This is a genomic window from Rhodococcus sp. NPDC003322, assembly GCF_053589555.1.
This window is the reverse complement of the sequence record NZ_JBSFSC010000002.1, coordinates 57872-70345: the sequence shown is the minus strand read 5'-3', so window position 1 is coordinate 70345 and position 12474 is coordinate 57872. Positions and strand designations below refer to the sequence as shown.

General features: G+C 72.0%; 10 protein-coding genes. 7 read left to right on the top strand and 3 right to left on the bottom strand.

Translation table 11 applies throughout. The annotated features are described in order from the left end of the window. Positions 1-52 precede the first annotated feature (52 nt). The 5 genes from ACWDUM_RS06720 (at position 53) to ACWDUM_RS06700 (ending at position 5719) form a co-directional block, all read left to right on the top strand. Positions 53-1159, top strand: a complete 1107-nt coding sequence (locus ACWDUM_RS06720) for an AI-2E family transporter (RefSeq protein ID WP_450134167.1) — start codon at positions 53-55, stop codon at positions 1157-1159. Then, complete coding sequence (macS, locus tag ACWDUM_RS06715; RefSeq protein ID WP_450133378.1) at positions 1156-2325, top strand: MacS family sensor histidine kinase; 1170 nt, start codon at positions 1156-1158, stop codon at positions 2323-2325. The genes ACWDUM_RS06720 and macS overlap by 4 nt, the downstream gene beginning before the upstream one ends. Continuing rightward, entirely contained in the window at positions 2277-2975 is a 699-nt protein-coding gene (locus tag ACWDUM_RS06710; protein ID WP_450133377.1) for a response regulator, read from the top strand. Before macS ends, ACWDUM_RS06710 begins: the two co-directional genes overlap by 49 nt. Positions 2976-3043: 68 nt before the next feature. Beyond that, positions 3044-5032 (top strand): DUF2339 domain-containing protein, encoded by a 1989-nt coding sequence (locus ACWDUM_RS06705; RefSeq protein ID WP_450133376.1) that lies wholly within the window; start codon positions 3044-3046, stop codon positions 5030-5032. 33 nt (positions 5033-5065) lie between these two features. Next, positions 5066-5719 carry a DUF1707 SHOCT-like domain-containing protein gene (locus ACWDUM_RS06700; RefSeq protein ID WP_450133375.1) on the top strand — a complete coding sequence of 218 codons (654 nt, stop codon included), beginning with the start codon at positions 5066-5068 and terminating at the stop codon, positions 5717-5719. 60 nt (positions 5720-5779) lie between these two features. Here ACWDUM_RS06700 and ACWDUM_RS06695 read toward each other — a convergent pair whose 3' ends face one another. Genes ACWDUM_RS06695 through trmB form a run of 3 tightly spaced genes read right to left on the bottom strand, consistent with a single transcriptional unit; the run spans position 5780 to position 10127 of the window. Then, positions 5780-8653, bottom strand: a complete 2874-nt coding sequence (locus tag ACWDUM_RS06695) for an MMPL family transporter (RefSeq protein ID WP_450133374.1) — start codon at positions 8651-8653, stop codon at positions 5780-5782. After that, entirely contained in the window at positions 8653-9351 is a 699-nt protein-coding gene (locus tag ACWDUM_RS06690) for an NYN domain-containing protein (RefSeq protein WP_450111996.1), read from the bottom strand. Before ACWDUM_RS06690 ends, ACWDUM_RS06695 begins: the two co-directional genes overlap by 1 nt. Continuing rightward, positions 9348-10127: a tRNA (guanosine(46)-N7)-methyltransferase TrmB gene (trmB, locus tag ACWDUM_RS06685; protein ID WP_450112059.1), complete on the bottom strand. Its 780-nt coding sequence runs from the start codon at positions 10125-10127 to the stop codon at positions 9348-9350. Before trmB ends, ACWDUM_RS06690 begins: the two co-directional genes overlap by 4 nt. 211 nt (positions 10128-10338) lie before the next feature. Between trmB and ACWDUM_RS06680 the strand changes: the two genes are divergently transcribed. Both ACWDUM_RS06680 and ACWDUM_RS06675 read left to right on the top strand, forming a co-directional pair. Next, entirely contained in the window at positions 10339-11085 is a 747-nt protein-coding gene (locus ACWDUM_RS06680; protein ID WP_450133373.1) for a hypothetical protein, read from the top strand. Continuing rightward, positions 11078-12460: a hypothetical protein gene (locus ACWDUM_RS06675; RefSeq protein ID WP_450133372.1), complete on the top strand. Its 1383-nt coding sequence runs from the start codon at positions 11078-11080 to the stop codon at positions 12458-12460. Before ACWDUM_RS06680 ends, ACWDUM_RS06675 begins: the two co-directional genes overlap by 8 nt. Positions 12461-12474: the final 14 nt, after the last annotated feature.

The window sequence follows — 12474 nt, the reverse complement described above, 5'->3', positions numbered from 1 at the left end:
CCAGCCGCGGACCCTCCCGCCCCGCGGCGAGGCGCGCCGAGACGCCGATTCGGTGCATCCGCGGATCCGCCTCGCCACCGAATGGACGTGGAGGCTGCTGGTCCTGTTCGCGGGCCTGCTCGCGCTCGGGTGGATCGTCGTGGAACTCGACACGGTCGTCATCCCGGTCGCGCTGGCGCTGCTCGCCGCCGCCCTGCTGCACCCGCTCGTCGACTGGCTGCACGGCAGGGGGGTGCCGCGCGCGGCCGCCGTCGCGGTGGTGCTGATCGCCGCCATCGGTGTCGTCGCGGGCATCATGACGTTCGTGGTCGAACAGTTCGTCGCCGGGCTGCCCGCGCTGACCGATCAGTTCACCCACTCGGTCAACCAGATCCAGGACTGGCTCACCGACGGTCCCTTCCACTTCTCGGAAGATCAGATCCGCCACGCAGGCGACTCGGTCGTCGGTGTCATCGAGGACAACAAGCAAGCGGTCACCAGCGGGGCACTGACCACCGGCCGGGTGATCGGCGAACTGCTGACCGGGGCCGCGCTGACCCTGTTCACCCTCGTCTTCTTCCTGTACGGCGGCGAGCAGATCTGGCGGTTCGTCACCGGTCTTGTGCCGTCGCGGTCGCGGGAGCGGGTCCGGCTCGCCGGCAGCCAGGGCTTCGGCTCCCTCGTCGGATACGCCCGCGCGACCGTGGTTGTTGCGGCCGCCGACGCCGTCGGCATCGGCGCCGGGCTCGCGATCCTCGGCGTGCCGTTGGCGCTGCCGCTCGCGACGCTCGTGTTCGTCGGTGCATTCATCCCGATCGTCGGCGCGTTCGTCACCGGCTTCGTCGCGGTCCTCGTCGCGCTCGTGTCGAAGGGGCTGATCACCGCACTGATCACGCTCGGCATCATCATCGGCATCATGCAGCTCGAGGGGCACGTGCTTCAGCCGCTGCTGCTCGGGCGGGCCGTGCGGTTGCACCCGCTGGCCGTCGTCCTGGCCATCACCACCGGCATCGTGCTCGCCGGGATCGTCGGCGGACTGCTCGCGGTCCCGCTCGTCGCGGTGCTCAACACCGCGATCCGGTCGTTGCTTGCGTCGGACCCCGGCGAGGTGCCCGACGAGGTCGACCTCGCGGATCCGACCCTGCCGCTGTTTCCGGCCACCCCGGACCCGCCGCCGTGAGCGCTTTTCCGCAGGGGGACCGGAAGGGCTCACGGGCGACAGCGCCACTCTGGCGCGCGGCGCAGGTGTTCCGGTTGGCGACCCTGGTGTACGCCGTCGGCTACCAGATGACCGCGGTGGCGGAGTACACCCGTCCGACGCTGAGCTGGGTCCTGGTGGCGTTGATGGCGGTGTGGTCGGGCGTGGCCGCGGTCGCGCTGTCCCGCGACACCACGCGGCGCCGGTGGTGGGTGGTCGCCGATCAGTGCTTCGTGGTCGGCGCGATGTCGGCGACCCGGCTGGTCGCCGACCAGGACTGGTACTCCACCCACCAGAGCCTGCCCACCACGCTGTGGGCGACCAACGCGGTGATCTCCGCCGCGATCCTGAGCGGACCGACGGTCGGGGTGCTGTCGGGGCTGGTGATCGCGGCGACCGGGGCCGTGGTGCGCGGCCAGATCGACCTCGACCTGGCCCGTGACGCCACCGCGCCGGTGTTGCTCTCCGTCGGCCTCGCGGTGGGCATGGCGGCGAACACCGCACGCCGGTCCCAGGAACAACTCGAACGGGCCGCCCGCCTCGCCGCCGCGACCGAGGAACGTGAGCGGTTGGGTCGCGAAGTCCACGACGGGGTGCTGCAGGTACTCGCCTACGTCCGCCGGCGCGGCGCCGAGATCGGCGGTCCGACAACGGAGTTGGCGACTCTGGCGGGTGAGCAGGAGGTCGCGCTGCGGGAGCTGATCTCGGAACAGGCGGCGCCGGTGCCCGGCGACACCGCGGACGTGGACCTGCGGACGCTGTTGCGCGGCGAAGCCGGAACCGCGGTGTCGGTGTCGGCGCCCGCCGAACCGGTCACGATGCCGCGGACGCGCGCGGACGAAGTCGCCGCGGTGGTCCGGACCGCATTGTCGAACGTCGCCCTGCACGCCGGTAGCGGCGCGAAAGCCTATGTCCTGCTTGAGGATCTCGGTGACGAGGTCGTCGTGTCGGTGCGTGACGACGGCGTCGGGATCGCGCCGGGACGGCTCTCCGAAGCGGAGGCCGAGGGCCGGATGGGTGTGTCGCGGTCGATCCTGGGCCGGGTGGAGGCGCTCGGTGGCACCGCCGTGTTGGACACCGCGGCCGGTGAGGGCGTCGAATGGGAGATCCGGGTGGGCAAAGGCGCACCGGAGAAGGGGAGAACGTGACGGACCCGGTGACGGTGATGGTGGTCGACGATCATCCGATCTGGCGGGAAGGTGTGGCCCGCGACCTCTCGGAGGCGGGCTTCGATGTCGTCGCCACCGCGGACGGCGTGGACGCCGCGCGCCGGCGGGCCGCTGCAGCGCGACCCGCCGTGGTCCTGATGGACATGCAGTTGCCCGACGGCAACGGGGCCGAGGCGACGGTCGCGGTGCTGGCGGCGTCGCCGACGTCCACGGTGCTGGTGCTCTCCGCGTCGGCGGAGCGCGAGGACGTACTGGAGGCGATCAAGGCAGGCGCCACCGGGTACCTGGTCAAGAGCGCGTCCGCCGCCGAACTGGTCGCGGCGGTCCACGCCACCGCCGCGGGGCAGGCCGTGTTCACTCCCGGGCTGGCCGGACTGGTGCTGGGCGAGTACCGCCGCATCGCGGGCGCAACGACCGGAGAGACCGCCGTCGACGTACCGCGCCTGACCGACCGTGAGACCGAGGTGCTCAGACTCGTCGCGAAGGGCCTGAGCGCCAAGCAGATCGCGACGCGGCTCTCGCTCAGTCACCGGACCGTGGAGAACCACGTCCAGGCCACGCTGCGCAAGCTGCATTTGGCCAACCGGGTGGAACTGACCCGGTACGTCATCGAACGCGGCCTCGATTGAGATCCGGTCGCGAGTGACCTAGCAGGACGTCGCCGGAAAACCCCTGTGCCGATCGGGTAGGACTACTCATGTCCACGCCGACCTGCGCCCCGATGCTGGGACCCATGGTCAATCCCGGTGGTTCCCAGATCGATCCGCAATTGGTGGCTCGGCTCTCCGGTCAGTTCAGCGCGCTCGGGCAGCACCTCCACGAGGTGGCGGCGGACCTGACGCGGCTCCGGTCGCAACTCGAGGTCTCCGCACCGCAGCCGGTGCAATCGTCGGCGCCGATGCCGATGCCGATGCCGATGCCCACGGCCGCACCGCAGGCGACACCGATGCAGCATCCGGCCGCGGTGCCGTACCCGGTGCAGCCGACCCACCCGGCCCAGCCGATGTACGTGGCGCAGCCGCCCCCGCTTCCCGGTCCCGCTGTGTCGCAGCCCGTTCCGGGTGCCGCCCCCGATCCGACCCGGTCGGCGGCCGCGGCGGCCCCACCGCGCCGCGACCCGTGGTGGCAGCGCGACGGCCTGGTCAGCCGGGTCCTCGCGGTGGCCGGGGCGGCGGTCACCCTGATCGGCGTCGTGATGCTGCTGGTGCTCGCCGCGCAGGCCGGGTTCTTCGGCCCGGTCGCGCGCGTGGTCGCGGGTGCGGTGTTCTCCGGGGCCCTGGTCGGGGCGGGCCTGCGGGTGTTCGGCCGCAGCGGCGGCCGGGTCGGTGGGATCGCCCTGGCCGGCACCGGTATCGCCGGAGGCTTCCTGGACGTGGTCGCCGCGACGACGTACTACGGCTGGCTGCCGCCGGCACTCGGCCTGGCTCTCGCCGCCGCGATCGCCGCGGGCGGGATGGTGCTGGCGACCAGGTGGCGCTCTCAGCCGATGGCTGCGCTCGTCGTGCTCGCGGTCGCGGCCCTTGCGCCCGCGCTGGCCGACGGTCTCACGATCGGCCTGCTGGCCTTCCTGGTGTTGCTGCAGATCGCCGGGTTCGCGCCGCAGCTCGGCAGGGATTGGCCGTACCTGCATGCGGCCCGGACGATCCCGGTGGTCGTCGCGCTGCTCGCCGCGTTCGCATCCGTGTCCTGGGGCGGAGGCGGCTGGTGGGACGGCGTGAACGGTCCGGTCGCGGCGCTGATCGCGCTGGCGGCGACCGTCGCCGTCGTCGGGGTCGGTACGTCGCTGATCGTGGTGCGCAGGCGCGCCGACGACGTGACCGCGACCGCCATGCTCGCAGCCTCGACGCTGCCCCTGCTGCTCAGCGGTGGGGTGCTCGCGCGGTGGACCGAGGTGGCGGTGCAGTGCACGCTGGCCGCCGCGCTGCTCGGGGTCCTCGCGACCGTGCCCGCGCTGCCCGGTCACACCCGTGTCGCCCTGTCTGCGGTCGCGGCGGTGGCCGTGCTCCAGGCGAGCATCGGCGCCACCCCCGGCGACGCACTGCCGGTGACGCTGCTGGTGCTGGCGCTCGGCCTGGTCACCGCCGGAGCCCGGTCCCGGTCCCGGATCGCCTTCCTGATCGGGTTCGGTTTCGCCGCCCTCGGTGGACTGCTGTTCGTCGACGCCGCGCCGCCGGCCGCGCTGGCGACCGCCGCCGACGCCCCCTCGTCGCTGGCGGTGATCGCGTCCGGGGGGCTGCTGGCGGCGGTGACGGTGCTGCTCGTCGTGCACGCCCGCGGTGTGGGATTGCCGGCCGCCGATCGGACGGACGCGGCGTGGGTCGCGGCCGGGGCGGTGACCGTGTACGCGGGCACGGTGGCCGTGGTGGCGGCGGGCGTCGCGGCGCTCGGCGCGCAGCCGGGATTCATCGCCGGGCACTGCGTCGCGACACTGTCGTGGATGGTGCTGGCGAGCGCGATGCTGCGGTGGGGACTCACGCACCCGGAGCGCACCCACCTCGCGCTCGGCGCCGGCCTGGCGGTGACAGGTGCGGCGCTGGCCAAGCTGTTCCTGTTCGACCTCGCCACGCTCGACGGTGTGTTCCGCGTGCTGGCGTTCATCGGGGTCGGACTGTTGCTGCTGGCGGCGGGCACCCGCTATGCCCGGGCCTTCGCGACCGGGGCGCAGCGCGAGCAACCGGGAATCTGAGTGCACTCACCTGCTGCGCCTATCCTGTGCCGTATGGAGGCGAGGGATCTGCGGGTGTCGGATGCGGAACGGGAATACGTGGGGCAGTTGCTCCAGCGGGCGGTCGGGCAGGGGATGCTCTCGCTCGGCGAGTTCAGCGAACGGATGGACACCGCCCTGGCCGCCCGCACCCGCGGCGAACTGAACGCGGTGCTCTTCGACCTGCCGGGGATCCGCGTGGTCGGCGACGACGCGCCGTCCGCACCCGGCACCCCGCCGCCCGTCGGCCAGCCGTCCACCACTCCCGGGTATGCGTCGGCCGGCGCGTACCCGCCCGCCCCGGCGTCGAATGTGATTCGGGCGAAGATGACCAGCGTCAACCGCAAGGGGGCCTGGACCGTCCCCCCGACGCTGCACATCGAGAACTGGCTCTCCGGCGTCACCCTCGACTTCACCTCCGCCGTGATGCAGACCCAGGTCGTGGAGGTGACGGTCGACGGGTTCTGCGGCTCGGTCACGCTCATCGTCCCGGCGGAGGCCACCGTCGACCTGAACGGCGTCGAGACCGTCGGCGGCAGCACCACGAACAAGGTGCGCAGCGGGCCGCCGATCGGACCGCTGCACCTGGTCGTCCGGGGTCAGGTGCGGTTCGGTTCCGTCACCGCGAAGCACCCGTTCGGCACCGGCCTCCGGCGCATGCTCGGCTGAGCCGACGGCTCCCCGTCGTCGCGGTTCGCGCGGGCAGACGCGATCCGCGACGACCCGCGGTCAGTCCCGGCGCTGGCGGGCCAGCAGTTCGCGGACGCTGACGGTCGGTGCGCCCTCGGTGTGCCGATGCCGACCGGCGTTCGGATCGGCTTCCGCGTCGCCCTGGTGTGCGGTGACCGGTGCGGTCGGCGGGGGAGTGGGTGCCGGAACCGGACGCGGTGCCGGAGCAGTCGGACGCGGCGCCGGAGCTGCCGGGCGCGGCGCAGGGCCGGCCTGCTGCTGGGGTGCGGGCGGGGGAGCAGGGACCGGTGCCGGTCGCGGTGCCGGGGGCACCGGCGAGGGCGGCGGCGTCCCACCATTCGTCGGCGCGGCGCCGGGCGCACCGTTCACGGGTGCGCCGGTCGGAACCCGCAGGCTGGACAACCAACTCTCGATCGGCCGGTCCGCGGTGGCGGGCGGCTCGGGTGCCGGCGGCGCCGGGCGCGGGGGCTCGGTCGGCTCCGGCCGAGGCCCACGGATACCGCTTCTCGGCGCGGGCGCGGGCGCGGGCGCCGGCGTGGGGGCCGGGCGAGGAGCAGTGGCGGGCTTCGGCGTCACCTGCGGGATCGGCTCCGTCATCGGCTCGCCGACCAGCGGCTCGGCCGTCGCCGCGATCCGGGACGCGGCGGCGGTGCGTGGTGGCAGCACCCGTTCGATCGCGTCGCGGGTCAACGGCGTCGTCCGACGTCGCGTGGCTTCGGGTCGCGGCACCGGGACACCGACCGCTTCGATCTCGGGGACGTTGTCGGGCATCCGCTCGTCGTCGAGGATCGGCTCGCCCAGACCCAGGCGTTCCTGAATGCGCTTCATCCACGCCGGAGCCCACCAGCAGTCGTCGCCGAGCAGCTTCATCACCGCGGGCACCAGGCCCATCCGGATCAGGGTGGCGTCGATGATCAGCGCGGCGATCATGCCGTAGGCGATGTACTTCATCATCACCAGTTCGGAGAACGCGAACGCGCCGGTGACCACGATCAGGATCAACGCGGCCGCGGTGATGATGCGACCGGTGTGCGCGGTGCCGACCCGGACCGCCTCGGTGGTGCTGGCGCCCTGTGCGCGGGCCTCGACCATCCGGGACAGCAGGAACACCTCGTAGTCGGTGGACAGGCCGTAGATGATCGCCATGATCAGCACCAGCACCGGCGACATGATCGGTCCCGGGGTGAAGTTCAACGGGCCGGCGCCGTGACCGTCGATGAAGATCCAGGTGAGGATGCCGAGGGTGGCGCCGAGGCCCAGTGCGGTCATCAGCACCGCCTTGATCGGCAGCACCAGCGATCCGAACGCCAGGAACATCAGCAGCGTGGTCAGGAACACCACCATCACCACCATCAGCGGCAGGCTGCCGAGCAGTGCCCCGATCGAGTCGTGCTCGATCGCGGGTGTGCCGCCGACCAGGACGGTCACCCCGTCCGGGACGTCCATCGACCGCAGGTAGTCGATTGTCGACTCCGCGTCGTTGCGGTCGACGAGCCCGGCCTTGAAGACGGTCACGTCGTCCTTGGTGGGGTTGTTGATCGTGAACTTCTCGACGAGGCCGGGGGCCTCGCTGGCCTCCTTGACGATCTGGGTCAGCTGCGCGCCCTGCGCGCCCTCGACGACCAGTTTGATCGGCTCGGTGCGGTTGTTCGGGAACAGTTCGTCGAACTGTTCCTGGGCGAGCCGGGTCGCGTTGTCCGGAGGCAGGTAGGTCTCGTTGATGCCGCCGAACTTGATGCCCGAGATCGGGATGGTCAGCAACAGCAGGCCGATCACGATCGGGATCGCGACCTTGAGTGGGTGCTTCATGACCCACTGGGTGATCCGGCCCCAGTAGCTGTTCTCGATCTCCTCGGTGGTCTTGGTCTTGCGCATGAATTTCAGGCCCAGCGCGTCGACCCGGCGCCCGAGGATGCCGAGGATGGCGGGCAGCACCGTCACCGAGATCAGGGCCGCCAATGCGACCGCGGCGATCGCGCCGTACGCGACGGATTTCAGGAAGCCCTGCGGGAAGATCAGCAGCCCGCTGAAGCTGGCGATGATCATCGTCGCCGAGAACACGACGGTCCTGCCCGCGGTCATCACGGTCCGGCGCACCGCGTCGCCGGTGCTGTAGCCCTCGGCGATCTCCTCCCGGAACCGGCTGACCATGAACAGGCCGTAGTCGATCGCCAGGCCGAGGCCGATCAGCGAAACCACCGGCGACACGAACGAGTTCACCTCGGTGAACTGGGTGAACAGCTTCACGACGCCGTTGGCGGCGATGATCGTCAGGCCACCGACGATCAGCGGCAGTGCGGCGGCGACGATGCCGCCGAAGATGAAGAACAGCAGCACACCGACTGCGGGAATCGCGAGGAGTTCCATCCGGTGTACGTCGTTGGCCATCGTGTCGTTGAGCGTTCCGGTGACCGGCTGCAGGCCGGACAACCGCACGTCGATGCCGTCGATGTAGAACTGGTCGCGGATCTCGCGGAAGTTGGCCGCGACCTCGGTGTCGTTGTCGCCGGCGATCGCGACACTGGCGATCGCGTGCTGTTTGGTCGCATCGGCCAGCGCCGCGACCTTCGTCGTCCAATAACTGCCGTTGACCTTGAGGATCTGGTCGGGGTTGTTCGCGACGACGTCCTCGAGGTTCTTCGTGATCTTCGCGGCGAACGTCGGATCGTCGACAGTCTTGCCCTCGGGTGCCGTGTAGAGCAGCACCACGTCCGCCGTGGTGTCGCGGCCGAAGGTGCCGTCGGCGAGCTTCGCGGCCGCCACCGACTCGGAGCCGGGATCGTCCCACCCGCTCTGGCTGAGGTTCTTCTCCAGTCCGAGGCCGTACGCGCCGAGGCCGAGCATCAGCGCGACCATCACCCCGATCACAGTGAATCGGAGGCGATAGACGAGGCGACCCCAGCTGGCGAACACTATTGCACTCCTTGACGTCCGAGGAGCAGAGCGGACAGTGGACGGAACGGCTGCAGCCAGGCGCCCTCGTCGGGCAGCGATTCCAGGCTCACGCGCGGCAGCGGCTCACGGAACACCCCGGGAATGTCCTCGAGGTCGACGAACTCGAGGATCTCCGAGGAAACCGCCCAGCTCGCGTGCTCCCGGAACCCGAGCACCTGCACCGGGACCCCGGTCGCCGCGATGTCCTCGAGCGGCTCGCGGAACGCCTGGCCGTCGGCGGACGCGACCATCACACCGCCGAGACCGCCTTCACGGGCCCGCAGCGCGATGTGGTCCAGCATGTCGGAGTCGACGTCGCTGTCCTCGTCGATCTTCGGCTTCGCGAACACGGCGAAACCGACATTGCGAAGTGCCTCGACCCAGGGGCGGACGACGTCGGCGCTGCCCGGCGCGATGTTCGTGAACACCGTCGCCTCCGGCTCCAGCCGGACGGAACTCGTCCCCGACAGCTCGGCCGTGCGGCCGAGCAGCCAGCGGCCGAGCGCGTCGAAGCGGGGCCGGTACGCCGCGGTGGGCCGGCCACCCAGAATTGCGCCGAGCCCCATGTCGAGGTTCGGCGCGTCCCACACCAGCAGTACCCGGCGTGGCTGCCGGGGCTCTCGGCTGTCGTCGCCGGCGGCCCCGGCCGTGTCCGGTAGTCGTTCGCTGACGCTCATCCGCTGACCTTTCCCCAGATCATTTCCGTGATCGGACGGCCGACGCGATGCGCCTTGTCCTCGAACTTGGTGACCGGGCGCTCGTGGGTCATCGGCGAGTCGATCGCGCCGCTCGCCAACTCGTCCCAGTCGAGCCGGGTCAATCGAGGCTCGCCGTCGCCCGCCTCGGAGATCCATTCTGCGTACTCGGCGTGGTCCGTCGCCACGTGCAGCACGCCACCGGGCGCGAGCCGGTCCGCGATCAGGGCGAACGTCGCAGGCTGCAGCAGCCGGCGCTTGTGGTGGCGAGCCTTCGGCCACGGGTCCGGGAAGAACACGCGCGCACCGACCAGCGACTCCGGCGTCAACATGTTCTCCAGCACGTCCATCGCGTCGCCGCGCAGGATGCGGATGTTGGTGATGTCGTCGCGCTCGATGGACTGGAGCAGCTGCGCGAGCCCAGGGCGGTACACCTCCACCGCAAGCAGGTTCGTGTGCGGCTCGGCCTTGGCCATCGCGGTGGTCGCCGTGCCGGTTCCACATCCGATCTCGATGATGGTCGGTGCCTTCCGGCCGAACCACCCGTCGATGTCGAGCGGGGTGTCCGATACGTCGGCACCGATGGTCGGCCACATCCGGTCCCAGGATTGCTGCTGGGAATCGGTCAGGGCGCCGCGGCGGGAGCGGAAACTGGTCACCCGGGGATACAGGCGGGAGCCCCGTTCGGGAGCACCCTCCACCCGGGGTTCGGCGTCATTCACCGCACCATTGTCACGCATGACCCCGGATTCTGGCAGCTGGGTCTTAAGGGCTGGTTGAGACTTTGGCCCCGGCGTGTCATCACGGCTTTCGCTGCCTTGCGCGCGCTAATGGTCCACGACCTGCACGTTCGCCGGATGTTTGCCAGTTCGCTCCGCGAATCGACTGTCGTTTTCGTTCGCCGGCTGCGATTATCGCCACGCGCGTCGGGGAGGCGCGCACGGGTGTTTCAGCACTGGGGGTGACGCGATGGCGTCGACGAAAACGGTCCTGCAACGGGTGCGGTCGGCACTCGACACGGGCGCTGCAGCGGACCTCGACAGGCTCGTCGGAGCCGTGTGTGCGCCGGTGCGGATCGAGGTGACCGGCCGTGCCGGCGTCGGCCGGTCCGCCCTGGTTGCCGCGCTGGGGCCGGTACCCGGTGCCGAGGTGGTCGAGTCCGAGGCGTGGGACCGCCCGGGGGCGGCCGACCCGGTCCCCACCGGAGACGTCGTGGTCCTGACCGTGCTCGACCCGCCGCGAGGTGCCGACCGGGCCGCCGCGGATGCCGCCGGTGGGCGACTGGTGGTGGTGCTCACGAAGGCGGACACGCTGACCGACCCGGCCGGGGCCGCGTCCCGGGCGGCGGTCGCGCTCGGCGCGCCGTGCCTGCCGGTGACGGCGGTCGGCGCCGTCCGCGGTCTCGGCGCGGTTCGCGACGTGCTCGCGGTGCGGGTCGCCGCGGTCCGGGCCGATCGGGCGGCGGCCCTGCTGACGCTCCTGCGGTCGCTGGCCGGGGTGGCGGGCCTGCGCGACGCGGTCGAGGACCTCCTCGCCTCCGACGACGCCGTGTGGCTCGCGGCCTCCGCGACCGGCGTGTCCGCCGAGGACGGGGACGCCGGCGACGAGGCGTCGCGCTGGCGGGTCCGGCTGAACACCGCGTCCGACGCGGACTCCGCCCGTGCCGCCCTTGCCGGGCACCGCGCGGCCGTTCGCCGGTTGGTGCGTCGTGCCTGACGGGGAGATCGACCGGGTCCTGCGCCGGTGGCACCCCGGCGTCCACGAGTCGTCCGCGCCGGTTGTCGCTGTCGCCGGCCTGCCCGGAACCGGTCGCAGCACCCTGTCCACGCGGCTCGGCGAATTGCTGCCCGACCTCCGGGTCGTCGACGGCCCGGATCCCGTGGCGACCGTGACGGTGACGGTGTTCGACGCCGCGGCCCCGCTCGGACGGGAGGAACTTTCGCTGCTCGAATCGGTCGCGGCGAGCGGGACGACGGTGGTGTGCGCGCTGACTCGGGTCGACGCGCACTGGGACTGGCCGTCGGTGCTCGGCCGCGACGCCGCGCTGCTTTCCGAACACATGCCCGCGGTCGCGCGGCACCCGATCCTGCCGGTGTCCGCCGTGACCGGCCGCGGGCTGCCGGAACTGCGGGCCGCGGTCGACGAGGCCCTGTGCGGCGCCGATCCCGGGCACCCGCGCCGCGCCGTCCTCGAACGGACCCGCGCGATCGTGGCCGAGGCCGCCGCCGACCTGCGGCGTGACGACGACACGCCGCGGCTGCGGGAACGGCGCACTGCCCTGATCGCGGACCGTGACGACGTCCGCGCCGAGGGCCTCGCCGCGCTGCGCCGGCTGACCGCGCTGGCCCGGGTCGACCTCACACATCAGGTCGGCGACCGGGTGCGCGCGGCCGCGACCACGCTGCGCGCCGGACTCGACCGGTCCGACGAGGACTCACTCCGCGAGGTCCCGCAACGGCTGCGCGACGAGGTCGCGGCGTTGACCGTCGAACTGGACGCGGCTACGAGCGTCGCGCTGACCGGGCTGGGAACCCAGGTGCTGGGAGAGACGCACCCGGTGGCCGGTCCGAACCGGCCGCCGCCGGCCGTGGTGGATCCGCAGCCGCGGCACCGGGGCGTCGAGGAGCGGATGGTGATCGTCGTCGGGGCATCCGCGGGGGCGGGCCTGGGCAGGCTGGTCATGTCCCCGATGGCGGGCAGTGCGGTGTTCGACCTGATCGCCGTCCCGGTGACCCTGCTCCTCGGCGCACTCGCCGCCTGGTGGCTGACGCGGATGCGCCGCGTGGCCGCCGATCGTGCACACCTGCGGCAGTGGATCGCGGAGGCGATGGCGCAGGTGCGTTCCGGGCTCGAACAGCGGGTGCTGACCCGCCTCGTCGACACCGAGGCCGAGATCGGCGAGGCGATCGGCCGCGCCCACCGGCAGCGGGTCGCGGCGACCGAGCCGGCGCTCGCCGACCTGGACCGGGCGCTGAGGGAGAACCTGGCCCGCACCTCGGGCCGGGTGGCAGCTGTGGAGCGGGACCTCGCGGTGATCGACCGGGCGCTGGCGGAACCGGGGGACGGAGTGGTGCGTCCAAGTCGGCAGTGACCGGTCTCGGGGAC

What these genes read in the sequence shown, in the direction of transcription:
- ACWDUM_RS06705 (WP_450133376.1), top strand. Translation starts at nt 3,044, where the DNA reads ATGTCCACGCCGACCTGCGCCCCGATGCTGGGACCCATGGTCAATCCC.
- ACWDUM_RS06690 (WP_450111996.1), bottom strand. Translation starts at nt 9,351, where the DNA reads ATGAGCGTCAGCGAACGACTACCGGACACGGCCGGGGCCGCCGGCGAC.
- ACWDUM_RS06680 (WP_450133373.1), top strand. Translation starts at nt 10,339, where the DNA reads ATGGCGTCGACGAAAACGGTCCTGCAACGGGTGCGGTCGGCACTCGAC.
- ACWDUM_RS06710 (WP_450133377.1), top strand. Translation starts at nt 2,277, where the DNA reads ATGGGAGATCCGGGTGGGCAAAGGCGCACCGGAGAAGGGGAGAACGTG.
- ACWDUM_RS06700 (WP_450133375.1), top strand. Translation starts at nt 5,066, where the DNA reads ATGGAGGCGAGGGATCTGCGGGTGTCGGATGCGGAACGGGAATACGTG.